A 23,696-nucleotide genomic window follows, 5' to 3' on the forward strand; every position below is an offset into this window, starting at 1 on the left:
GTGAATCTAATAAAAAATTTTGAAGGGGCACCATTGGGGAGTTGGCCTTCCAGACCTGTCTTATGAGTAGTTATGACCGACGACCGATTTTTTTATTTGGCGGGGAGAGCGCTTTCGGGGGAGGCAACCCCGGAGGAAAGGGCGGAGCTGGAGGAAAACCCGGAATGGAAGCGGATCTATACGTCGCTTTTTGTGCGCCGGCGCCCGGACCCGGACGAGGCGGACCGGCTGGCCGCCCAGCAGGCGTATGCGGCGCATTTTGTAAAGATGCAGTTGGCGGGGCATTTTACGGAGGCTCCGCCGGGGGAGCCTTTCGCAGAAGCCCCGGCTGAGCCTATGATAGACACTTTTGATGGAGCCGCGGAGGCCGCCCAGGGCGGAGACGCCTGGGGGCCCCCGGCGCGCTCCCAAGCGCGGCAGTACGCGGCGCGCTCCCGCGTCCGGTGGTACGCCGCGGTCGTCACCGCGCTCCTCCTGGGCACGGGCGTGTGGTGGGCGCTGCGCGACAACACCTGCAAAACCTGCGCAGACACCCCGCCGAAAAGCGAAATCGCCACCCGCAAGGGCTCCCGTTCGCGTATTTCCCTCCCGGATGGCAGCCTGGTTTGGCTGAATGCCGACAGCCGGATCAGCTATCCTGATAACTTTAAGGGGACCAAACGGGAGGTGTTCCTCACGGGGGAAGCCTTTTTCGACGTCACCAAGGACGCAGCCCGGCCTTTTGTCCTCCACGCGGGGCCGGTGGAGATCCATGTCCTGGGTACGCGTTTTGACGTCCGTTCTTATCCGAGGGAGAAAAAGGTGGAGACCCTGCTCCTCCACGGGTCGATCGAGGTCACCATCCGGAACCAGCGGAAGATCCTCCTGAAGCCGAACCAGAAGCTGAGCGTGTCCACGGACAACAATGAGGCGCCCAACAAGAAGACAGACACCGTTTCCCTGGGGGTCGGCCACCCGCAGGTGGGGGACAGCAGCGCCATCGAAACCCTTTGGGTGGAGAACAAGCTGGCCTTTGAGTCGGAAACGCTGGACGTGGTGGCGGGTGACATCGAGCGCTGGTACAACGTGGAAGTGAGGATTCGAAACGAGCGGTTGCGGACGCTCCGGTTCACCGGGGTTTTTGAGGACCAGGGACTACAGGAGGTGATGGAGGCGCTGAAGCTGACCGGCCGGTTTAATTATACCATCATCGGGAACAAAGAAGTTATTATTTACTAGAATATTTTGCTATTTTGATTTTGTGACGGGACTGCCTGACATACAGCGACTGACCGAGAGAATTACTTATGAGCATTCCGAGCAAGCGTACAAGCAGCTCTTCCTGCTGTTCTATAAGGACCTGTATCGTTTTGCCTACAGCATGCTGAAGGCGCACGAGGCCTCGGAGGAAGTCGTTTCCGACGTCATGATGCGGCTGTGGATACAGCGCGAGCGCCTGCCGGAGATCCGCTCCCTGCGCGTGTACCTGTTTACCGCGATCCGGAACGCGGCCCTGAACTACCTGGAGCAACACCACCGGTATACGAGCTGGGACCTGGACAATGTCGAGGTCGGGCATGACCTGGACTTATATAATCCGGAAGAAATCCTGCTGAAAGAGGAATGGAGGCGGCAGATCGAGACGATGATCCGGTCCCTGCCCCCTCAATGCCAGATGGCCTATAAGCTCGTCCGGGAGGAGGGCCTTACCTATAAAGAGGTCGCGTCGATCATGGGTATTGCGGAAAATACGGTGGACCGTCACCTCAATATCGCTTTCCGTAAACTGACCGCACTTGCGCGGAAGTATCAGCACTAGAAAAATATTTTCACACCCGTTGGGGAGCATAAATCTTTTCCCTGTCTTATGGATAAGGAAACGATTGCTCATACCAAACGATGCTTATGAAATGTCAAACCTGACGTCTCCCGACGACATAAAAAAGGGGAATGCGCTAACATTCCCCGAGTTCGTGTAAAGAAACAGCCCCTGTAAGGCGCTCCTTTTTATCAACAAACCAATCAAAGTTATGGAAAAAATGATGGGGAAGGCTACGGCTATTCCGCTTGTTAAATGCTTGATTATGTTGAAATTAACCATTCTTCTTATTTTGGCCCTTTCTATGCAATCGTTTGCGAACAAGGGGCTGTCACAGGAGAACATCACGCTCAGGTTAAAAAACAATTCCTATAGGGCCGCTTTTAAGCAGATCGAGCAGCAGACGTCGGTTCATTTCCTGTACAATGACGATATCCTTCCGGACAAAAAGCTCAACATCGATATCCGGCAGCAGGACCTGGCGACGGTCATGGACGAGTTGTTGATCAATACCTCTCTTGGATACAAGCGGCAGGATAAAAACCTGGTCATTATTTACCAAAAAGAAGCACCGGGAAATTCGGTCGTGGTAAAGGGAAAGGTCGTCAACGACCGGAAGGAACCCCTGGGCAACGTGACGGTGCAGGAAAAAGGCAAAAAGAACGGAACCCTTACCGCAGAGGACGGGAGCTTTTCGCTAACCGTGACGGATCCGGACGCCGTGCTCGTTTTCTCCTATGTGGGTTATGCCCAGCAGGAGGTCCCGGCAGGGGAGGGCGGATTCCTGAACGTCACTTTACACGACGACAGCAAAACCGCGCTGAACGACATCGTCGTCATCGGGTATGGCACGGTCAACAAGGGGGACCTGACGGGGGCTGTGGCGTCGGTAAAGGCGGGCGACCTGAAAACCGCGGGGGTCACCTCCGTGGACAAGGCGCTCCAGGGCAAGATGGCCGGTGTGGAAGTCGAATCGGCCGGGGGCGACCCCGGTTCGGGCATGCGGATCCTTGTCCGGGGGGTCGGCACCTTTAACTATACCGATCCGTTGTATATCGTGGACGGGGTCTACGTATCGAGCATCAGCAACCTGGCCCCGGACGATATTGCCAGCATCTCCGTGTTGAAGGACGCGTCCGCCGCGGCGATCTATGGGTCGAGGGCGGCGAACGGGGTGGTGCTGGTGACGACCAAGAGCGGGACTTCCGGGAAAACGGCGCTTTCGTTCAATGCGTATGTCGGGGTGCAGCAGGTGGTCAAAAAGCTGAGCGTGCTCAACGCCGAACAGTGGGCAAACGTGAGCAACGCCGCCCACGACAATGCAGGTTTGCCAAGGCTGGCGATTGCAGACAATCCCGATTCGCTGGGTGCGGGGACCGACTGGCAGGGCGCGATCTACCATACGGCGCCCATCCAGAACTACGAGCTGAACATCAGCGGCGGCGCCAAGGGGAGCGTGTACAGCGTTTCCGGGGGCTATATCAACCAACAGGGGATCGTGGACCAAACGGGTTATTACCGGTATAATTTCCGTGCCAAATCGGAAACGACCAAGGGACGCTTCAAGATCGGCGAAACGCTGATCTTTTCACAGGAGAACTGGAACCAGTTGCCCGGCAGCTGGGGTGGCCAGGGGGGGAATCCCGTGGGCTCGGCGCCGAAGTCCATCCCGGTCTTTAAGATCTATGATACGGCGGACGTGGGCGGCTATGGTGGCCCTTATGGCCCGGTCGTGAATGTCGAAAACCCCGTGGCCCAGTTGCACCTGGAACACGTGACCCAGGACGCCAGCGACGTCCTGGTGAACACTTACGCCCAGGTCGATATCATCAAAGGCCTTTATTACAAGGTCAACCTCGGGTATACCAGCAACGACGTCCACAACACCAACTATACACAGCGCTACCAGGTCGGCACTTTGTTTAGCAACCCGACGAATAACATCACCGATTCCAGGAGCACGGACAAGCTGTTGCTCCTGGAACATACGCTGAACTTTAACCGGGAGTTCGGCAAACACAATATTCAGGCCCTTGCCGGCTACAGCTACCAGGACGAGAAATACCAGACGCTTTCCGCTTCCGCCAACGGGTTACCCGACGGGGTCGAACAGATCGACGCCGCGGCGGGCGCCCGGAGCAACGGGGGCAATGCCAACGAAAACACGCTCCTCTCCTGGCTCGGACGGGTCATATATACATACGACCAGCGCTACTTATTGACCGCCAGCTTCAGGAGGGATGGTTCCTCCCGGTTCAGCCCGTCGAACCGGTATGGTAACTTTCCTTCCCTGGCCGTCGGTTGGAACATTTCCAACGAGTCGTTTTTTAGCAGCCTCCGTTCGATGATCACGTCCTGGAAGGTCCGGGGCAGCTATGGGGTGTTGGGCAACCAGGAAGTGGGGAACTACCAGTACTTAGCCGCCATCGCTTCCAACGTGGACTACGTCAGCGGTTCGACACCCACCCGCTGGACCGGCGCCATCCAGCAGGCGTTCGCGGATCCCAACATTAAATGGGAGACCTCCAAGACGTCGGACGTGGGGACGGACATGACCTTCCTGAACAACCGCCTCAGCCTGACCGCCGACTATTACTATAAAAAAACGTCCGACCTGTTGTTACAGGTACCCATCCCGGGTTCAGCCGGGTCGACGTCGAATCCTTATGTCAACGCCGGGTCCATCATGAATAAGGGGATCGAGCTGGCGCTGTCCTACAACGGCAACGTGGGGGCTTTCAAGTACAACGTCTACGGTACTTTTGCCACGAACAAAAACAAAGTCCTCGCCTTAGGCACGGGAACCCAGCAAATCATCGGCGGGCAGCCCACCCTGCACGGGGAAGGTACCACGACCACCCAAGTTGGGGGAGAGGTCGGCGCCTTTTACCTGATCAAGACCGCGGGGATCTTTAATTCACAGGCGGAGATCAATGCCTATACGGACAAGGCAGGCAACCTCATCCAGCCGAATGCCCAGCCCGGTGACATCAAATTCGTAGACGCCAACGGGGACGGCGTGATTTCCGACGGTGACAAGGTGTACGCCGGCAGCCCCAACCCGAAATTCGCCTATGGCCTGGGGGCCAACCTGGCCTGGAAAGGTTTTGATTTTGCGGTGTATTTCCAGGGCACTTATGGCAACAAGATCTACAACGGCTTCCGGATGGACCTGGATGGGATGAACCTGGAAATGAACTATTCCAAGGCCACGCTCAATGCCTGGACACCGACGCACCATACCGATTTCCCCAGGGCGGTGATCGACGACCCCAACTATAACGGACGGGTATCCGACCGCTTCCTGGAAAACGGGTCTTACCTCCGGTGCAAGACCCTCCAGGTCGGCTACAACATCAGCCCGGGCTTTTTGCAACGCGCCTCCATCAACACCTTCCGGGTGTATGCGGGCGCCGACAACCTGTTCACCGTGACGAAGTATTCCGGTTTCAACCCCGACCTGGGCCGTTCCGGGAACATCATCAACAATACAGGATCCATCCTTGACCGGGGTGTTGACTTCAGCTTTGCCAACTACCCGCTCGCGCGGACTTTGACGCTGGGAATTCAATTGTCATTCTAAAAAAGAGTGTATGCAAAAAATATTTCTTGCCGCAGCCGTCGTGTTACTGGCGGGCAGTTGCTCCAAATCGACACTGAACCTTCAAAACCCCAACCAGATCACCACCGGCACGTTCTGGAAGACCGAGAACGACGTTCTGAGTGCCATGGCCGCGACCTACAATTCCCTAAGGAGCACCAACAACAGCGGGATCTGGTCCGTGCGGGGCACCGAGCTGACCAACGGCCGCGGGGACGACTTCTTTATCCGTAACGACGTGGCCGACTTGTACAAGCTGTCGACCTTTACCAATGCCCCCGACAACGGGGTCGTCGACGCCCTTTGGAATTGTTGTTACCAGGGGATCTTTAGCGCCAACCAGATCATCGCGTATACCCCCGGCATCAGCAGCATCGACCCCACCACCCAGGGGCAACTGATCGGAGAGGCACGGTTCCTTCGCGGGGTGTTTTACTTTTTCCTTGCATCAAACTTTGGTGATGTCCCTCTGCACCTGACCGTGCCCGTGACCCAGTCCGATTATTATGTGGCCAAGTCGCCCCAGGCGGACGTCTGGAAACAAATCGACAGTGACTTCATCGCGGCCGCCGCGGTCCTGCCCACCTCCTATCCGTCTCAGTGGGTGGGACGTGCCACCCAGGGCGCCGCCATCGCCTATTTGGGGAAGTCTTATATCTACCAGAACGACTGGGCCGACGCCGAAGCCACGCTGACAAAGATCATGAGCGGACAGTACAGCCTCATGCCCGTTTTTGCAGACAACTTCGACGTCGCCCATGGGAACAACGCCGAGTCGGTTTTTGAAATCCAGGTGGCCGACGTCGGGGGCACCAACCCCTGGACCTCCGGCGCCAACGAGTCCCTGGGGCTGACGACGGCGCAGGAATTCGCCCCGGCCCAGGTGTCCGGCTGGTTCGAGCTGTACCCCACCGACAAACTGTACAACGAATTCCAAAAAGAGAAAACGACCGCGGGGAACTTTGACCCCCGGATGGTGGAAACCCTGGTGTGGCAAAGTGAATCGGCCACGGGGGGCGGTGTGACGCAGTTTTATCAATTGCCGATTTCCACTTTTTTCCCCACCGAATTCGGATTTTCTTCCCGGATCAAAAAATACCAGAATTACGGCCAGTCCAACGAGGTCACCGGCTCTAACGGAGGCAATTATACGTCCAGCATCGACGAACGCGCTTACCGGTATGCCGATGTATTGTTGTTCCACGCCGAGGCCGTCACGATGCAGGGCCGGCCGCAGAATGCGTATACGGACCTCAACGCGATCCGCGAACGCGCCTCTTTAGCCGACCTTCCCGCCGGGTATACCCAGGCCCAGATGATGGCGGAGATCCAGCACCAGCGGATGATCGAATTTGCCCGGGAAGGCTACCGCTTTTATGACCTCCGGCGTTGGGGTCTGTTGCAAACGGCCATGGCCAACACCGACAAGCCAGGGGCGCAGTTCTATGTGCCCGGGAAGTTCGATTACTTTCCCATACCCCAGGCGGAGCTTGATGCCAATCCAAAGATGGTGCAGAACCCTGCGTGGCAATAAGTCGAAGCGTTTTGCCGTACCTCTGCCTCCTTACACAGAAAGGGCGCCTCCGGGCGCCCTATTTTTGTACACAACCGGACAGAATTCGTCCGGAAGCGAACACTTTTGAAAACCCAACGTCCTGTTAATTAACTTGACTATCAATTAGTTGTGTATTTGTTTTGATTTTGGCAGCCCTTTGGCATTGTATACCATATCAAACAAACAATAACACAAACACAAAAAAGTATAGTCATGAAAAAGCTTTTCGCCTTCGTTCTCGCCGCCACGGTTACTACCGGTTCCGCTTTTGCTTCTACCGGGTCGCCCGCTAACACAACCGACACCAAAGCCGTCGCCAATTTCAAAGCCGATTACAACGACGTCAGCGCCGTTTGGAACGTCAACAGCAACTACAGCGAAGTCCTGTTCTTCTGGCACAACACCATTATGGATGCCTATTATGACAAGGACGGGAACCTCGTCGGTACCTTCCACAACATAAAGGCTACCGAATTGCCGCAGGACACACAACACCAGATCGCCACCTGGTACAAAAAGTATACGGTAAAAGACGCTGTAGTGATGGAAAAAGACGGTGAAGACCCCGTATACTACGTTACGGTCGAAAGCCCCGCCCACATCCGGATCCTGGAAGTGAAGAGCGACGGGTCGATCAATGAGTTCAAAACAATACGTTAATCTCTGAATGACTAATAGCCATGATCTGACCAACCCATATTTATGGGTTGGTCTATTTTTTAGGGATACTTTACCTTAACCTTCAGGTAGGTGTTGACGACAATCCCGTGTTGCTTCGCCGGTATCCACCCCTTGGTATGGTTGATAAAATCCGCCGCGACCTCCGCCAGGCGGCTGTTGCCCATCGTCAGCGCCCGCACGTTCCCCGCTGTTCCGTCGTACCACACCACGAATTCGAGCTCGCACTCTCCCATGGACGCGATGCCGTCGTCATCGATGGACGCGCTGTTCCGTTTGACGGCGCTTTTCAGGTCGCGGACCCAGGCCTGGGCGCCGCCGGGGTAGACCGGGAGGGTGTCCACTTTGCGTAGGATCTGCGTCCGGTCCTGGGTGTGGGGGCTGATGAGCAGGGTGTCTGCTTTTTGGGCATAAGTATGCAAGGCACAGCCGAGAATGAGTAAGGTGAGCAGGCGTCTCATGGTGAAAGGAATGGACTACGAATGTAACCATTTATTGAGTTGCGGCGGCGGCCTAAGCGGACAATTTAGGCCGCCGCCGCAACACCGCTTATGATGGCCCTTCGGGCAGGGCGCCCCTGGCGCCCTATGGTTGTACCCGCACTGGTGTGCCATTTTTCAATTCATCCGTCGCCCCCGCGACAATCCGGTCCCCTTCCCTCAGATCGCCATAGATTTCTATGCGCCCGGAAGCCTCCCTTCCTTTTTGTACGTCAACCCAGGAAGCCAAACCATCCGAAACCCGGATCACGAAAGTCCCTTCAGAATTCCCCGTCACGGCCGAAGTGGGCACGATGAACCGGGGATGCCCGTTGGTCATGTCGATGGTCACCTGGGCAAACATCCCGGGCAACAGGGTTTTGTCGTTGCCGGACACGTCCATCTGTAATTGTTCGGTCCGCAGCTGGGGGTCCAGACTGCCGGCCATGCGCGCGACAGTGGCCGCAAAAGAACGCCCCGGCAATGTCTGCACCGTAAAATGAACGGTATCGTTTTCGTGAAAATATACGGTGGCCGCCTCCGGAACCGCAATGACCAGGCGCAGCCGGGCCTGTTCCTGGAGGGTCATCAGCGGAAGGGTGGAACCCTTTCCCGCGGGCCCCGCGTACGCGCCGGGGTACATGCCGAGTGCGCTGATAACGCCATCGAAAGGAGCCCTTACGGAAAGGTATTGCTGAAGATCGGCCGATCCCTGGTAGCGGGACCTGGCGGCGGCGAGGTTGGCGCTGTCGGACCCCATTTTTGCTTTGGCGACATCCAGTTCATTGGGAGAAATGGTGCCGGGGATCTTGCTGGTGGCGTATAACCGCTCATACGTTGCCTTGCTGGCGCGGTAAAGGGCCTCCTGTGTGTGCAAAAGGGCCGCGGACTCGTCGGTGGCTGCCTCCAGCTCCGGCGCCTCCAGCGTCGCCAGCAACTGGCCCTGATGGACCTTGCTCCCCACGTCGACGAATACCGCCTTTACAAAACTGTTGACCTTGGCATACAGGTCCACGGACTGGTAGGGGAGCAACTGACCGGGCAAGGTCATGGTGGTGGTGAGTTGGCCCTTTTGTATGGGGATGACGTGGACCGCGACCGTATCCGGTGCGGTGATGGCCGGGGCGGCAGGGGCTCCCCCGCAAGCGTAAAGAAGGAGCAGGGATGCAAGAAAATACAGCTTGTTCATCGTATTAATGTTTTGCAGGTTCGAAATGAATACTATGGTTGTCATCGGGGTCGAGCGAAACAGACGCCAGGGACGCTTTCCGTCTTACCCGGTAAAAGATCAGCGGTAGAAAAAGGATGGAAGCAATGGTAGAGGCGGCCAGACCGCCGATGACGGCGCGACCGAGGGGTGCGCTTTGGGCGCCCTCTCCCCAACCGGAAGCCATGGGGATCATACCCACGATCATGCTGATGCTGGTCATCAGGATGGGCCGGAGACGCAAGCCGATGGCGCGAAGGGCCGCCTCGGCGGCGTCGGCCCCGGTCTTCCGGATCTCCTCGGCATTGGTCACGAGTAAGATGGCATTCGCGACCGAAACGCCCACGGACATGATGATGCCCATGTAGGATTGGAGGTTGAGGGTGGAACCGGTGGCCAGCAGCAGCAGCAGGGACCCCGTGAGCACGGCGGGTACGGCCGAAAGGACAGCCAGCGACAAGGGGAAGGACTGGTAGTTGGCCGCGAGCATCAGCAACAGGACCACCACGGTAATGATCAGCCCCGTTTGCAGGCTGCCCAGGGTCTGGGTCAGGAGGTCGGTAAGCCCGCGGGTTTCGACGGATACGCCCCGGGGCGGCGGACCCACGGACCGGATGGCCTGGCGCACAGCGGTGGCCGCCGTGCCCAGGTCCTTCCGGTAGATATTGGCGCCGATCAACAAGAACCGGGTCGCGCCCTGGCGGTCGTATTCGCCGACGACCTGGCTTTGCGTCAAGGTCGCGACGTCACCCAGCACCGGGCGTGGTTGATCGGGACGGACGGGGATGGCGGCCAGGTCGCTTACGCTGCCGATGGCCGTCTGCGGTACCTCGACTTGGACTTCATAGGAATTGGCATTCCTTTGGTCGAGCCAAAGCATCTTTTGGGTATACCGGCTGGAAGAAGTCGCCTCCGTCAGGGAATTGGATACGTCGGTCATAGTGAGTCCGAACTGTTTGACCTTGTCGCGGTCGATGTCGATTTGTACCGCGGGATTGTGGAGCTGTTCCTTTAGCGCGACGTCCCGCAGAAACGGCACCTTCGCGAGCGCCGTCTCCAGTTTCTGCGCATAAGCCTGGCTGGCGTTGAGGTCGGGTCCCATCACGGCGACTTCGATCGGGGTGGAAGCTCCCTGGCTCATGATTTTGTCGGTGAGGTTGATAGGCTCGTAGGATAAAGTGACCTCCGGCATGGCCTTGTGCAGGGCGTTCCGGTAGCGTTCTTCCAGTTCGCCCACGTCTTCTTTGTAAGAGGGTTTCATGCCGACCTGCATCAGGATTTCGTTGGAACCGCTGGTAAACAGGATGATCGGCAGCGTAGGGAAAGAAGGGGGTTGCTGGCCCGCAAACGCGGAAATAATGTCCACGTTTTGCTTCCCGCCCACCACCTGGTAAAGAACCTCCTGGGCCTTGAGCAAGGTGGCCTCGGTTTGCTCCAGCCGGGTTCCTTCAGGTGCGCGGAGCCTTAGCTGGAACTGGCCGTCGTTGGGCGCAGGCAAAATATCCTTCCCGATCAGGGACGCCGTCAGACCGGCAAGCCCCAGCGACACCACAAAATAACCGGCGATGACCGCCCGGCTGTGCCGCATGGCTTTTTCCACAAGCCGGAGACAGCGATCCTTGAAGCGGTCAAACGCACCCGGTCCCTTGGCGGTAACGTGTTTGTCTTTTAAAATCCAGTTGGACAAAACGGGCACCAGCGTTTGGGACAGCAAATAAGCCGGGATCATGGCAAACCCAACGGCCATGGACAGGGGCAGAAACATCCCCTGTGGGACACCGGTCATGAAAAAGGCAGGGGCGAAGACCGCCAGGGTAGCGAGCAGGATGAGCAACTTCGGCAGGGCGATTTCGTGACAGGCGTCGGCCACGGCCCTCGCCCTTGATTTGCCCATTTCCTGGTGCCGGTGGACGTTCTCTATAGTTACCGTGGATTCGTCCACCAGGATGCCGATGGCCAGCGCCAGGCCACCGAGGGTCATGATGTTGATGGTTTGTCCAAAGAGCTTTAACAACAAGGTGCTGGTGATCACGGACAAGGGGATGTTGAGGACGACGATCAAAGCGCTCCGTGGGTCCCGCAGGAAAAGAAGCACCATCAGCGAGGTCAGCAGCGCGCCGATACATCCTTCCATGATCAGGCTCCGCACGGAGTCGATGACATACACGGACTGGTCAAACACGTATTTCAGTTGCACATCCGGAGGCAGGAGGCTTTGCATCCGGGGAATAGCAGCCTTTAGTCCTTGCACGACAGACCAGGTACTGGCGTTGGCGTTTTTGATGATCGGAATATAGATGGACCGCTTCCCGTTGATGTACGCAAAACCAGTGGTGATGTCGGCCCCATCCTCCACCGTCGCCACGTCTTTGATATAGATCGTGGCGCCGTTTTGATACAACAGGGGTATGCGGCCAAAATCAGGGATCGACGGGAGCACCGTATTGGTGGGCGTCAGGTAACTCGTGTTCCCGATGCTGATGGTCCCCGCGGGGGATATATGGCTGTTGTCCTGGATGGCGGCGGTGATCTGGTCGGGCGTAACGTTATGACTCCTCATAAGTCCGGGGTCTGCCTTGATCACCACGGTCCGCACGTTCCCGCCGATCGGCGGAGGGGAAGACAACCCGGGCACCTGGGAGAACCCCGGACGCACCCACACGCTGGCCAGGTCCTGGAGCTCGTTGCCCGTCCGCGTAGGGCTGCTCAGCGTGAGTTGCCCCACCGGCAAGGTGGAGGCGTCAAAGCGGATGATAATGGGCGGCGGTGTTCCCGGCGGCATTTCGGCAAAGGCCCTGTTGGTCAGTGACGTGACTTCCGCCGCCGCCTGGGCCATGTTGGTGCCGCTGTAAAAACTCAGCTTGAGCATGCTCAGCCCCTGGATGTTGTTCGTCTGGATGGTTTTGATCCCGCTCACATACAGGTAAAGGTTCTGGTAGTTCGTTGCGACAAATCCTTCCATTTGCTGGGGAGACATGCCGCCATAAGGCTGAGATACATAGATCGTAGGGATGTCCAGAGACGGAAAGATGTCGATGTTGATCTGCGTGACCGCGATCAGCCCGAAAATGAGCAGGCTGGCGACCAGCACGATGACGGAGATGGGCTTCCGCAACGCAGAGGAGATCAGGTTCATGGGTTCATTTTTTGGGAGGAAAAAATAGTCATGTCTCCGGTCGCACTGGCCTTGTACAGAATCGCCTGCCAAACGGCGTTGCAGGAAACCTCCCGGTCTATGTCCGCCCGGTTGAGGAGGTACAAGGTTTGCGTGACGTCGACGATGTTTGTCAGGCCGTTTTCATACAACGCTTCCTTTTGGAAATAGGCATCCTGTGCCGCCTTGAGCTGGGTGGGCACCTCCCGGTATTTGTCCAGCGCATTGGCCAGTTGTTTATCAGCCAGGGTCGCCTGGTTCGAGAGCCTGCTCCGTTCCAGGTCATAGTCGTCGGAAAGGGCCATACTCCGGAACCGCTGCGCGCGGGCCCTCGACCGGGAGCGGCCAAGGCCGGTGATGTCCCAGCTCAGGCCGATCCCGACCAGGTAGTTGGCGCGGTACGGATCGATCCCTTGCCAAAGGGAAGTCGAATAGTCGGCAGGCTGTGTGGCGTAATCCGCACCAAAGCCGGACCCCCTGTCCTGTCCGACCCCAAAAAGGTTCAGCCGGGGCAGCCCTGTTTTTTGAAGATAGGTCGCCACGAGGTCGCTGGTGTGTACCCGGCTTTGCAAGAACAGGAGGAGGGGGTGGGCGTCCAGGCTGTCCCCCGGCAGTTCCCCTGGGAGGGCCGTTGCATAAGTGCTGTCAAGCCGGAAGCTTTTTGTGGGAATGCCTAGGACGGTCGACAACTGGCTGGCCTCGGCCTGTTCGACGTTTTGGGCGTCGATCAGCGACAAACGCGCCCTCGATACCTCGGCGTCCGCGATGGAAGAGTCGACGCCGGGATTCAGCCCGCCTGCCGTTCTTCGGACAATGACGTCCCTGAGCCCGGCTGCCCTGGCGAGGTTGTCCTCCATCGCCCGGCGTACACGTTGCGCAGCCAGCAGGGTAAGATAAGCGCCGGCGACCCTGACCTTTTCCTGGAAAACCTCCTGTTGGAAGTCCAGCCGGTCCTCCTCGTATTGCCCGGCAGCGGCGGCGACGTGCGCCCGTTGCATCCCGAAGGAGTACAGGTTCCAGTCGACGTTGGTGACAAACAGCGAGCCAAACGCCGCGTTCCAATTTTGCGTGGCGGTTGCCGGGCCAGAGGTCAGCGTGGTCAGGCCGTTTTCCCCGGAAGTCAGGCCGTTCATGCCGTTTAAAGTACCATAAGCCGTTTCGGCGGCCAGGGTCACGTCCGGCAGCCCGTCTTTTTTCGCCGCCTGCAGGTCCGCGGCTGCCGCGTCGGCGGCGTGTTGTTTGGAGGTCAGCAGCGCGTAATGAGCGACCCCTATCCGGATCGCTTCATCCAGTGTCAGGGTGCTGTCCTTTTGTTGGGCTTTCGCAGCAGGGGCCGTGATCAATATCCCCGCGAGAAAGATGAAGATGGTGCGCATATACAGCGTGTTTTATTGGCGGAATAAAACTACGCCGGTGCGAAGGGGGCTTTGGGTGCCGTTCGCCCAATGGGCAAAAAGTGTCGCTAAAGTGTTTCGTAGAAGTGCCGCGCCTCTTGCACGGCGGGGAGGCAGACGGCCCGGAGGGCCTCGATGCGCGCGGCAGTGGCGGGCCCGTATTCCGCGGCTCCCGTTGGGCTGCCCGCCGGGCCGTACTCCAGGCCGTCCAGGACGTCCTGCAGCCGTCCAGCGAGCCCCATGACGCCGAGGCTGTTCCGCATATCGTGGGCGGTTCTTTTCAGCAGGGCGATGTCGCCCGCGCTATACGCCTGCTCCAGCGTGTCGAGGTCCCTGGGGACCCCCTCGATGAACTGGCGGGTTACGCTTTTCTCATACGCCTTGTTCCCGTTGCTGACCTGCTTCATGTAGCGCAGGTCGATATAGGAATATACCGGCGCATCCGAGAAGCGCAGGATCAGCCGGTAGAGCTCCGCCACGTCCAGGGGTTTGGTGATATACCCGTCCATACCCGCGGCCACACACTTTTCCCGCTCCCCCGCCATCGCGTGCGCTGTCATCGCAATCACGGGCAGACGAAGGTGCAACCGTTCCCGGATCTGGCGTGTCGTGGCGTAGCCGTCCAAACCCGGCATTTGGATGTCCATAAGGATGAGGGTGTATGTTTTCTCAACCAAGGCTTCCAGGGCCTGCTCGCCGCTTCCCACCAGGTCGAAGGAAAGCTTCCAGTCTGTCAGCACATGCCGCAGCAGGCTTTGGTTCATCGCGTTGTCCTCCACGACCAGCAGGCGTATACCTTCCAACCTGGCAGCGGGCGCCTCCTTCACTACGCCGGATACGGGACCTGACGGCAAGGCATAACCGATCGTAAAGGTAAAGGTCGTGCCCCTGCCGGGCTGACTGTCCACGGTGATATGCCCGCCCTGCAACTCCACCAGGTCCCTGACAATGGAGAGCCCCAGCCCCGTTCCGCCAAACCGGCGGGTAATGGAGGCGTCCGCCTGGGTGAAGCGGTCGAAAACCGCGGATAAATGTTCGGGTGGGATACCGATGCCGGTGTCGCTGACGGTGAAGGTCAGCGCAGTGCCGTCGCTCCGCGCGCCGTCACCATCGCCCCGCGCCCCGCTCACGCGGAGCGTGATGCTCCCCTTTTCCGTGAACTTGACCGCATTCCCCACCAGGTTGACGAGGATCTGCGTCAGGCGCATCGCGTCCCCCACGTATACGTCCGGTAAGGAAGGGTCCGTGTCGGGTTCGAGGGCAATGCCTTTTTCTTCCGCCCGCGCCCTGAACAAAACGACGACCGACTGCAAAAGATCCCGGAGACCAAAAGGGGCCGATTCGATGCGGATCATGCCCGCCTCGATCTTTGAAATGTCCAGGATGTCCCCCACGATCGCCAGCAGGTTTTCACCCGATTGTTCGATGGTGCGGATGAATTCCGCCTGGGCCGGATCCGTGTTCCGGTTTTTGAGCAGGTAGGTAAAACCTAAGATGGCGTTCAGGGGCGTGCGGATTTCGTGGCTCATATTGGCCAGGAAGTTTTCCTTGATCCTCGCGGTTTCCTGGACCTTTTTCTCGGAGGCATCCAGGCGGCGGATCGACCGGTTTTGGTAGCGGATGCGGTTGATGATAAACCAGAAGAAAAGGGCCCCGCTGAGCAACCCTACGGCCACGAGCAGGGTTTCCAGCCGCTGGACCCGTTTCCCGTCCGCACGGATGCCCGCTTCCAGCCGGGCAAGGCGTTGCTCGCGGCTTCTGTATATGTTACCCGTCAGGGCGTCGACCTGGTTGGAATCGCGGTTGGCTGTGAGCGAGACACGGCCCTGACGGCGCAGGGTAACCAAGACGTCGTCCCGCCAACGGGCTTTGGCGGCCCCTAAGAGGGCCAGGCGGTCGAGGTAGGCGCGGACGCTGTCGCCGTCCGTGGCGGTGCGGTCGCCATCAGCCCCGGCGCCGCCCACTCCCGCGGCGCCATCGCCTCCGAAGGTCCGCCGCAGCGTATCCAGGTTGGCTTCCGCCTCCGCCACCAACTCGTCCGTACCGGCCAGGTAGCTCGTATCCCCGGTGGCCGCCGCGGCGCGGATCCTGCTTTCGGTCGACAGGATGTCACGCTCCGCCTGACGGAGGGCGTTGCCGGCGCGAAGCTCGGCCATCAGCCGCTCGTTGCCGTCGATCAGGGCGCGGATGCCTAGCCTCGAATTGTACTGGAGGACAATCAGGAGAAGGGCGCTGGCAAAAAAAGCTCCCAATATGACATAAATAAATTTGTTGCTGGCCATGGAGCCGATGTTTTACAGGATGTTCATCCGGCCGTTCAGGGTGTTGCGGTAAGCGTCGGCCACCGGTACGGCTTTGCCGTTGATGACCAGGGCACCGTCCTGAAGGGTATCTATCTTGTCCACCGCCACGATATAGGAGCGATGGACACGGAGGAATCGATGGGCGGGCAAACGCTCCTCCAGGTTTTTCAGGGTGGTGTGCGCTGCGTAAAACCTTTCCGGGGTATGCAGCTTTACGTAGTCGCCCATGGCTTCCGCGTACAGGATATGGTCCAGCTTTAGCCGCCGCATCACGCCTCCGTCCCGGATAAAAACAAATTCATCCTCCTGTACGCTGGTCTCCTCCCGGTTGCTGTTCAGGACCTCCCGGACGCGATCGATCGCGCGTACAAACCGCGCGGGCAGGACGGGCTTGACAAGATAGTCGGCCACGTTCAGTTCATAAGCTTCGACCGCATAGTCCCGCTTGGAGGTGACGAAGACGATGACCGGGCGCTTGTCCCCCAGTGTCTCTGTGAGCTCCAGTCCCGTCATTCCCGGCATCTCGATGTCCAGCAACAAAAGATCGGCCTGGCCCTTCCGGAGGAAGTTATAGGCCTCCATGGCGCTGGCACATTCCGCGGCGACCGTAAGGTCCGCGACCTGTGTAGCCAGTTGCCGCAGGGTTTCCCGGGCAATGCGGTTGTCGTCTATGATCAGCGCGTTCACACGTTAAATGTAGCGAAAACCATGGGACAAAGGTAACGGCGCCGTGCCGGCTGAACGGGCCGGATTCGGTGACGGGGCATTTTGTGTCGCCCGATGGGCATTATTTCCGCTTCACCTTCCGGTTGCGGATCTTGGACAGGAACTCCGTGGTCATGCCCAGGTACGAGGCCAGGGCGTATTGAGGAAGCCGCTGGACGACGTGGGGGTATTTTTCCAGGAAACGGTCGTAACGCTCCGGAGCGGATTCGGTAAGGTTGGAAATAATCCTCCGTTGCATATATGCGGTGGAGCGTTCGGCCAGCATCCTGAAAAAGGTTTCGAACTGGATGGTATGGTCCTGTCCCTCGTCACCGACCACGTAGCCCCTCAGGGCGCCTTTCAACACGAAGTACCTGCTCCGGGCGATGAATCCGGGTTGAACGAGGAATTGCCGTTTTACGATCCGGACTTCCCGGAAAGCCTCGGTGAATTGCGTCAACTCATCGGGCGTGAGCTCGACGAACCGGCTCACATATACAGCGATGGCATTCATGGTACCGCAAAAGTAGCGAGTTGAACTGGTTCAAGCATTTTTCCTAATCCAGTTCATTTTTAACGGGGACGAACGGCCTCAATTTTGTCCTCTATAAAACATGCAATATGAAGGAAACATTTACTGTCCCGGCCCGGGCGGAAGTATCGGTCCACAACCAGGCGATCTTCGATAAGCTCCAAAAGGGACTTGGTTTCGTCCCCAACTTATACGCCTATTTCGCTAAAAACGACACGGCGCTGGGAGACTACCTGGCGTTTCAAAACCGGAAAAGCACCCTTGATGCCAAAGAAAGAGAAGTCGTCAACCTCGTCACCAGCCAGATCAACGGATGCCGTTATTGCCAGTCGGCGCATACGGTAGTCGGGCGAATGGCCGGCTTCACCGACGGGCAAATCCTGGACATACGAAAAGGCACCGCCCCCTTCGATCCAAAACTGGACGCACTGGCCAAATTCACGGCGTCCGTGGTGAAAAACAAAGGACGCGTTGCCGTCGATGATTTTTTTGCCGCCGGCTACACGGAGGCGAACCTGGTCGATGTCGTTATCGCCATAGGGGACAAGATCATCAGCAATTACCTGCACAACCTTACAGAACTTCCCATCGACTTTCCGCTGGCGGTAGAACTATAAAATAGAAACCATAAAAAGAGAGGGTGTCCCAGCAATGGAGACACCCCTCTCGACATTTAGACATATTGCTGCGTCCTTTCGCCATTCTCCAGCGCCTGGCTCCGAGAGAACTTTGTGTTACAAAACCAACAGTTATGAAACCTCTTCTACTCGCTTTGACCATTTCGGCGCTTTTTATAGGAATAAACAACGGGAAAGCCCAAGCCCCCACCCACATTTTCGGTGTATACTGGGATGACGATTTTCTCAATGTCCAGGGCAAAGGGACGGACAATTCCTATACCAGCGGTGAACGCCTCGAATACTTTTACACAAAAAACCACCCCTCCCGGTTTTTCGCGGATCGTCTGATGCCAAAAGCCGGGCGACACAGCACGGATATCTACGGATGGTCTTTGATGCAGGTGATGTACACACCCGACAATCTCCTTGATCCTAACTTTCAACCCAACGACTATCCATGGTCCGGCGCTGTGTTTGCTACCCATTCCCTTTATTCTTACAATGCCCGGCGTGCGTTTGCGTATAAAACGGAGCTCACGCTGGGGATGATGGGGCCTGTATCCCTGGCAGGACCGTCCCAAACCATGGTGCACCGGACGGTCCACTATAAGGAACCCAAGGGCTGGTCGAACCAATATGGCAACGCCCCCTTGCTGAACGTAAGCTTTGCCGCGGAGAAAAAGGAATGGGGGTGGAGCGATGCCGTGGATATTATCGGCGGTACAAGGGTGGACGCCGGCACCATGCTGGATGGGCTTACCGCTTATGAAATCCTGCGCGTGGGAAAGCTAGATCCCTACTTCAATGGTTTTCTCAACCTGACCGGCCGCCGGAGCAAGGGCCAGTTCTATTTTTTCCTCCAACCTACCGGCGAGGCCGTAGCCTATAACGCCATTTTACAAGGTGGATTGACCTCCTGGAAGCCTTCCCGGGTAACGACCTACGGGGAGAACGGGAAAATGACGGAAACCACCGCCTCCTACCATCCCATCAGCAACTTCCTGTTTGAAGGGGACTTTGGCTGGGTGGTATCTCTTGGAAACGTCACCCTCACGTATACCCAAAAACCCAGCACCGCTTACATGAAGGGGTTGTATAGCCACAACGTGGGGAATATTACCCTTTATATAGCATGGTAATTGACATTTGTCAATCGCCTTTGTTGCCAAATGTCATTGGTGAGGGCCGTGGCTCGTTGCATCTTGCAGTCAGAAAACAACAACAATGGAACTTAGCGTAAAATTATACTGCGAGAACGTCAAAGCAAGCATCATCCACCAGTGTAGCTTCCATCAGATTGTGGAGCGCTATGGCTCAAAATATGATCTTTTCTACGTGATCCACTCCACGGAGATCCGGTCGAACCTTTCGGATATACCTTTTAAGACAGACGATGCGGAACTGATCTATGTCCACCGGGGCGAGCTGACCATCCGGCATGACTTGAAAACGTACACCCTTCCCGCCGGGGCGTTGCTGGTAAAGGCCCGGAATGCGACGGTCCAGCATTTGGGACTTTCGGAAGACGGTGAATTCAGCATCCTGGGATTTACCCCGGACCTGGCGGGTGGGCCCGGTGCACCGATCAGGCAAATGGAGGCCCTCGCCGTCCTTGCCGCCAAAAGTCCCGTATTAGCCCTGGAAAAAAATGGGACCATAGAGGCTTTGTTGTCCCTTCTCAAAGAAAAAGGAAGCCGGAAAGAAAAGCCGGCGTTTTATGACCAGACAGTCCGGCACGCCTTCAACCTGTTGATCCTGGAAATCACCTCGTCCACCCGGAGTGAAGCGACCGGTCCTACGCTGACCCTCGGCCGTAAGGAGCACCTCACCAACCAGTTCATGAATTTGCTGCGCGACCATGTCCGGGTACACAGACAGGTCAATTACTACGCAGACATTTTATATGTGACCCCCAAATATCTTTCCCAGACCGTCAAGGAAGTAACGGGAAAAACATCCGGCGAGCTCATCGATGAAATGGTGGTCGCGGAGGCGAAAGCCTTGCTCGACGATCCATCCGTCACCGTTGGCCACGTCGCCGATGAGTTGAATTTCAGCGACCAGTTCTTTTTTAGCAAATATTTCAAAAGGCAGACGGGTTTATCGCCCCTCAGCTATAGAACTTTAAATTAAATTTTATGTTAGCACAAGAAGTATCCACAAAGACCGCATGGAGCATCGACCCCATGCACAGCCAGATCGGCTTTAAGGTAAAACACCTTATGTTTACCAACGTCAGGGGCAGTTTCGGGGAATACGTCGCCCGGATATCCACCTGGGAAACCGACTTTGCGACGGCCGAGATCGACCTTACCATCAGCGCCGCTTCCATCGACACCAATGATGAGAAAAGGGACGGCCATTTGAAAAGCCCCGACTTTTTCGACGTGGCGAATTTTGGCGAATTGACCTTTAAGAGCCACAAGATCGAGCAAAAAGGTACGCCCCATGACTTTGTCCTGCACGGCGACCTGACCATAAAGGGTACAACGCTACCCGTGACACTGAACGCTGAATTCAGTGGCGTGCTCAGGGATCCCTGGGGTAACGAAAAGGCAGCGTTCATCCTCCAGGGCAAGATCAACAGGAAAGACTTCGGCCTGGGCTGGAATGCCGCGCTGGAGACCGGCGGGGTGCTGATCGGAGAGGAAGTAACCTTGGATATCGAGGTACAACTGGCAAAAGAGGTCTAGTTTTTCCTGCGTATCCTGCTCAGGGTCTCCGGAGAGACGCCCAGATAAGACGCGATCATATTCTGGGGAAACCGTTGCAGGAACTGGGGATAATTTTTGGCCAGGTCTTCATACCGCTCTTCGGCGGTCATGCTGAGCGCCGCGTTGATCCTTTTCTGCGCGGCAGCTCCCATTTGCCGGTCCATCGCTTTAATCATCAGGTCCACGGCCCTGACCTGGTCCATCAGTTCATAGGCATGCGCGACCGTAATGACCAGCAGGTCCGAGTCTTCCAGCATTTCGATATGGTAGCGGGAGGGGGTCAGCGAACTAAAACTTTCCTGGTCCCCCAGCCACCAGTTCTCCAGGCCAAACCGGACAATATGTTCATGCCCTTTGTCGTCGACGGAGAACATCCGCGCGGCGCCCTTGGTGATAAAAGCGACGGTTTTACAAATATCCCCTTCCTGGAGGAAGTACTGCTTGCGCCTCATCTTTTTGGGGCGGAACTTCGATTCGATAAGGACCTGGTCTCCCTCCGTCAAACGGAGACCCGACCGTTCCTCTATGTATCGGAATAAGGCTTCATGCATAGGGCTAATATACTTTTTTCCTTCATCATCTCCTCCGTCTCCCGGATGGCCTTCATGAGGTGACCGGTCACCTGGCCGATGGCCGCAGCCATGACGTCCCAGACGGGCAACATCCGGATGACCAGGGCTTCCCCTTTTTCGGTCAGCCGGAGCAGCCGCCGCCGCTCGTCGGTTTTGTCCCGGGAGCTCCGGATCAGGCGTTCCTTTTCCAGCTCTTTAAGCAGGCTGATCGTGGAGGGGTGGGAATAGCCGATCTCGGCCGCCATCTCCACCACGCCAAGGACTTTTTTGACGTGGAGGGTGTAGATCACCGGGAACCACTTCGGTTGGAAATCGATGCCGTATGCCTGGTAGACCGACAACCCGTCCTTCCGGATCTGGTCGCTCAGGCGTTGCAGCCGCGTGGAGATGGCCAGCACCCCGGCCTGGTCGATGGCGTTCATATATGGATGTGATAAAAAACATTGTCGACTGCCATGCGGGGGAAATCCACCGGCAGGTTTTCCGGGGGGATTTTTTCGAACCCGTTTCGTTCATAAAACCGCATGGCGGCCTGGAGACGGTCATAGGTGCCGAGGTAAAGATCCGTCATGCCGTGGTTCATTACCTTTTCCAATAACCGCTGCCCGATCCCATGTTCTTTGCCCCGGTATTCCCTGCGGACGAACATTTTCCGGATCACGCCCGCCCGGTTGCCGATGGCGATCAGGCCGATGGTGCCCAACAGGGTTTTTCCGTCGATAGCGTCCGGCAGGCGGTCGCCCTCGATCACGCCCCAGAATCCGCCGCCGGTCCCATGATAGTACCGTTCGATGTCCAGAAGATCCGGCTGATCCGCCGCGGTCACGGGGACATGGAACTCCTGTTGCTGGATGGGGAGGATCAGTTCGATGATCGTTTGGCTCCAGGTGTTGTCCAGGGTGATGAGCTGTTTCATTTGTGTATGAAGGTACGTAGTTGACTACATAAATCCAAATCCTGGAGGAAAATGGTGTATCTTATGCCAATGGAAAAAAAACTTATACGAAGGGTCAACCTCCTGACCATTTATGCGTGCGTAAGCACATTGATCCTGGGCATTGTGTTGTGCTCGTCGTTCCGGCAAAGGGGTGAAAATGTGGACGAGCTGACCATTAAACGCCTCAACATCGTCGGGGAAGACGGCAGCCTCCGGCTGGTCATCAGCAACGAAACCCGGCAACACCCCGGACGCATGGACGGGCAGGATCTCCCGAAGCGCGACCGGCCGGCCGGCATTATTTTTTTCAACAACAAAGGAGACGAATGCGGGGGACTCACCGGCGCCGATGTCTCGGGAAAGGATACCCTCAACTCCGGCGCGTCCTTTACCATGGACAACTACCGCAACGACCAGGTCGTGGAGATGGTCAACGAGGAGACCTATCAGAACGGCAAGGCGAACATCCGGCGGGGTTTTGTCGTCAACGAATTCCCGGTCGGGTCCTCCCTGATGAATACGGTACACCAGTTGACCGCGATCGATTCAATAAAGGACGCCGGGGAACGCGCGGCCCGGTTGAAAAAACTGAAAGACAAAGAGTGGCCGAGTCGCCGGCTTTTTGTCGGCCGGGACCTGGACGACAATTCCGGGCTGTTTCTTTATGACGACAAGGGCCGGCCGCGGTTAAAGATCTATGTGGACAAGGATGGGCACGCAAGGTTGGAGGAGCTTGACGAGAAAGGGAATGCCAAAAACCTGATCAAACCATAAAACCATTGGTGTCGGGTCCCACGAAATAATACACTATATTTGTTATGTAAACGTTTGCATTGCCCCCGCTCGCTTGTCATACGGAGAATGAGTTGGCCCGTCATCTTATGGCCGGGGACATCGCCGCTTTTGATGAAATCTACCGGAGGTATTTCCATCCCGTTTACGCCAATGCCCTGAAAATCACCAGGGAAAAATCGCTTGCCGAGGATGCGCTCCAGGAGGTCTTTATCACCCTTTGGGAAAAAAGGACGACGATCGATCCGGAAAAGTCGCTGGCGGGATGGCTCTTTATTATTTGTTACCATCAATCGGTCAATATACTCCGGAAGAAACTGCGGGAGTCCCTTCTATACAAGAAATTACCACAGCCCGAAGAGGGTTCCATGGAAGAGGAGCTCAAATATGGGCACCAGTGGAAAATATTGGAGAATGCCTTATCCAGCCTCTCTCCGCAACGGCGAAGGGTTTTTGAGCTGTGCAAGCTGGAGGGTAAGACGTATGAGGAAACGGCTATGGAACTCAGGATCTCCAAACACACCGTGAAAGAGTATTTATCCGCCGCCATCACCTCTATAAAAGAATATAGCCTCCATCATCCCGAATCTGCGACGGTGCTTCTTCCGATCGCGTTGATTTTTTTCCAATAAAGGCCCCCCCGTTTCAAAACCAG

At 57.0% G+C, this 23,696-nt stretch carries 21 protein-coding genes; 11 read left to right on the forward strand and 10 right to left on the reverse strand.

What is annotated here, in order from left to right; all coding sequences use genetic code 11:
- The first annotated feature begins 72 nt into the window (after positions 1 to 72).
- The 5 genes from EDB95_RS09405 to EDB95_RS09425 all read left to right on the forward strand — a co-directional run bounded on the left by EDB95_RS09405 (position 73) and on the right by EDB95_RS09425 (position 7,614).
- Positions 73 to 1,218 carry a FecR family protein gene (locus EDB95_RS09405; RefSeq protein WP_133992946.1) on the forward strand — a complete coding sequence of 382 codons (1,146 nt, stop codon included), beginning with the start codon at positions 73 to 75 and terminating at the stop codon, positions 1,216 to 1,218.
- Positions 1,219 to 1,240: 22 nt separating this feature from the next.
- Complete coding sequence (locus EDB95_RS09410; protein ID WP_162852532.1) at positions 1,241 to 1,798, forward strand: RNA polymerase sigma-70 factor; 558 nt, start codon at positions 1,241 to 1,243, stop codon at positions 1,796 to 1,798.
- A 304-nt stretch (positions 1,799 to 2,102) separates the two neighbouring features.
- Positions 2,103 to 5,381, forward strand: coding sequence for a SusC/RagA family TonB-linked outer membrane protein (locus EDB95_RS09415; protein WP_162852533.1), 3,279 nt, complete (start codon positions 2,103 to 2,105; stop codon positions 5,379 to 5,381).
- A gap of 10 nt (positions 5,382 to 5,391) precedes the next feature.
- The gene (locus tag EDB95_RS09420) at positions 5,392 to 6,933 is read left to right on the forward strand and encodes a RagB/SusD family nutrient uptake outer membrane protein (protein WP_133992952.1); all 1,542 of its coding nucleotides are present in this window, start codon (positions 5,392 to 5,394) and stop codon (positions 6,931 to 6,933) included.
- Positions 6,934 to 7,167: 234 nt separating this feature from the next.
- Complete coding sequence (locus EDB95_RS09425; RefSeq protein ID WP_133992954.1) at positions 7,168 to 7,614, forward strand: hypothetical protein; 447 nt, start codon at positions 7,168 to 7,170, stop codon at positions 7,612 to 7,614.
- A gap of 59 nt (positions 7,615 to 7,673) precedes the next feature.
- On the opposite strand, the gene EDB95_RS09430 is transcribed toward EDB95_RS09425, so the two are convergent.
- The 7 genes from EDB95_RS09430 to EDB95_RS09460 form a co-directional block, all read right to left on the reverse strand.
- A complete protein-coding gene (locus EDB95_RS09430; RefSeq protein WP_133992956.1) occupies positions 7,674 to 8,093 on the reverse strand; it encodes a hypothetical protein in 420 nt (139 codons plus the stop codon).
- 124 nt (positions 8,094 to 8,217) lie between these two features.
- On the reverse strand, positions 8,218 to 9,300 hold the full coding sequence (locus EDB95_RS09435) for an efflux RND transporter periplasmic adaptor subunit (RefSeq protein ID WP_162852534.1): 1,083 nt from the start codon (positions 9,298 to 9,300) through the stop codon (positions 8,218 to 8,220).
- Between the two features lie 4 nt (positions 9,301 to 9,304).
- Positions 9,305 to 12,454 (reverse strand): efflux RND transporter permease subunit, encoded by a 3,150-nt coding sequence (locus EDB95_RS09440; protein ID WP_133992960.1) that lies wholly within the window; start codon positions 12,452 to 12,454, stop codon positions 9,305 to 9,307.
- Entirely contained in the window at positions 12,451 to 13,848 is a 1,398-nt protein-coding gene (locus EDB95_RS09445; RefSeq protein ID WP_133992962.1) for a TolC family protein, read from the reverse strand. The genes EDB95_RS09440 and EDB95_RS09445 overlap by 4 nt, the downstream gene beginning before the upstream one ends.
- An 86-nt stretch (positions 13,849 to 13,934) precedes the next feature.
- Positions 13,935 to 16,148, reverse strand: a complete 2,214-nt coding sequence (locus tag EDB95_RS09450; protein ID WP_133992964.1) for a hybrid sensor histidine kinase/response regulator — start codon at positions 16,146 to 16,148, stop codon at positions 13,935 to 13,937.
- Positions 16,149 to 16,160: 12 nt separating this feature from the next.
- Positions 16,161 to 16,856 carry a LytR/AlgR family response regulator transcription factor gene (locus EDB95_RS09455; protein ID WP_133992966.1) on the reverse strand — a complete coding sequence of 232 codons (696 nt, stop codon included), beginning with the start codon at positions 16,854 to 16,856 and terminating at the stop codon, positions 16,161 to 16,163.
- A gap of 100 nt (positions 16,857 to 16,956) precedes the next feature.
- Positions 16,957 to 17,388, reverse strand: coding sequence for a Crp/Fnr family transcriptional regulator (locus EDB95_RS09460; protein ID WP_133992968.1), 432 nt, complete (start codon positions 17,386 to 17,388; stop codon positions 16,957 to 16,959).
- 107 nt (positions 17,389 to 17,495) lie between these two features.
- Between EDB95_RS09460 and EDB95_RS09465 the strand changes: the two genes are divergently transcribed.
- The 4 genes from EDB95_RS09465 to EDB95_RS09480 all read left to right on the forward strand — a co-directional run bounded on the left by EDB95_RS09465 (position 17,496) and on the right by EDB95_RS09480 (position 20,719).
- The gene (locus EDB95_RS09465; protein ID WP_133992970.1) at positions 17,496 to 18,023 is read left to right on the forward strand and encodes a carboxymuconolactone decarboxylase family protein; all 528 of its coding nucleotides are present in this window, start codon (positions 17,496 to 17,498) and stop codon (positions 18,021 to 18,023) included.
- Between the two features lie 134 nt (positions 18,024 to 18,157).
- Entirely contained in the window at positions 18,158 to 19,165 is a 1,008-nt protein-coding gene (locus tag EDB95_RS09470; protein WP_133992972.1) for a lipid A deacylase LpxR family protein, read from the forward strand.
- A gap of 85 nt (positions 19,166 to 19,250) precedes the next feature.
- Positions 19,251 to 20,159, forward strand: coding sequence for an AraC family transcriptional regulator (locus tag EDB95_RS09475; RefSeq protein WP_133992974.1), 909 nt, complete (start codon positions 19,251 to 19,253; stop codon positions 20,157 to 20,159).
- A 5-nt stretch (positions 20,160 to 20,164) separates the two neighbouring features.
- On the forward strand, positions 20,165 to 20,719 hold the full coding sequence (locus EDB95_RS09480) for a YceI family protein (protein ID WP_133992976.1): 555 nt from the start codon (positions 20,165 to 20,167) through the stop codon (positions 20,717 to 20,719).
- Here EDB95_RS09480 and EDB95_RS09485 read toward each other — a convergent pair.
- Genes EDB95_RS09485 through EDB95_RS09495 form a run of 3 tightly spaced genes read right to left on the reverse strand, consistent with a single transcriptional unit; the run spans position 20,716 to position 22,228 of the window.
- Complete coding sequence (locus EDB95_RS09485; RefSeq protein ID WP_133992978.1) at positions 20,716 to 21,291, reverse strand: Crp/Fnr family transcriptional regulator; 576 nt, start codon at positions 21,289 to 21,291, stop codon at positions 20,716 to 20,718. The two genes, EDB95_RS09480 and EDB95_RS09485, sit on opposite strands and share 4 nt — an antisense overlap.
- The gene (locus EDB95_RS09490) at positions 21,264 to 21,734 is read right to left on the reverse strand and encodes a MarR family winged helix-turn-helix transcriptional regulator (RefSeq protein ID WP_133992980.1); all 471 of its coding nucleotides are present in this window, start codon (positions 21,732 to 21,734) and stop codon (positions 21,264 to 21,266) included. The genes EDB95_RS09485 and EDB95_RS09490 overlap by 28 nt, the downstream gene beginning before the upstream one ends.
- Positions 21,731 to 22,228, reverse strand: a complete 498-nt coding sequence (locus EDB95_RS09495) for a GNAT family N-acetyltransferase (protein WP_133992982.1) — start codon at positions 22,226 to 22,228, stop codon at positions 21,731 to 21,733. Before EDB95_RS09495 ends, EDB95_RS09490 begins: the two co-directional genes overlap by 4 nt.
- A gap of 69 nt (positions 22,229 to 22,297) precedes the next feature.
- On the opposite strand from EDB95_RS09495, the gene EDB95_RS09500 reads away from it, so the two are divergent.
- Together EDB95_RS09500 and EDB95_RS09505 are read left to right on the forward strand one after the other, a co-directional pair.
- Positions 22,298 to 23,023, forward strand: coding sequence for a hypothetical protein (locus EDB95_RS09500; RefSeq protein ID WP_133992984.1), 726 nt, complete (start codon positions 22,298 to 22,300; stop codon positions 23,021 to 23,023).
- 59 nt (positions 23,024 to 23,082) lie between these two features.
- A complete protein-coding gene (locus EDB95_RS09505) occupies positions 23,083 to 23,673 on the forward strand; it encodes an RNA polymerase sigma factor (protein ID WP_133992986.1) in 591 nt (196 codons plus the stop codon).
- Positions 23,674 to 23,696: the final 23 nt, after the last annotated feature.

Origin of the sequence: Dinghuibacter silviterrae (assembly GCF_004366355.1) — a bacterium.
Classification (GTDB): domain Bacteria; phylum Bacteroidota; class Bacteroidia; order Chitinophagales; family Chitinophagaceae; genus Dinghuibacter; species Dinghuibacter silviterrae.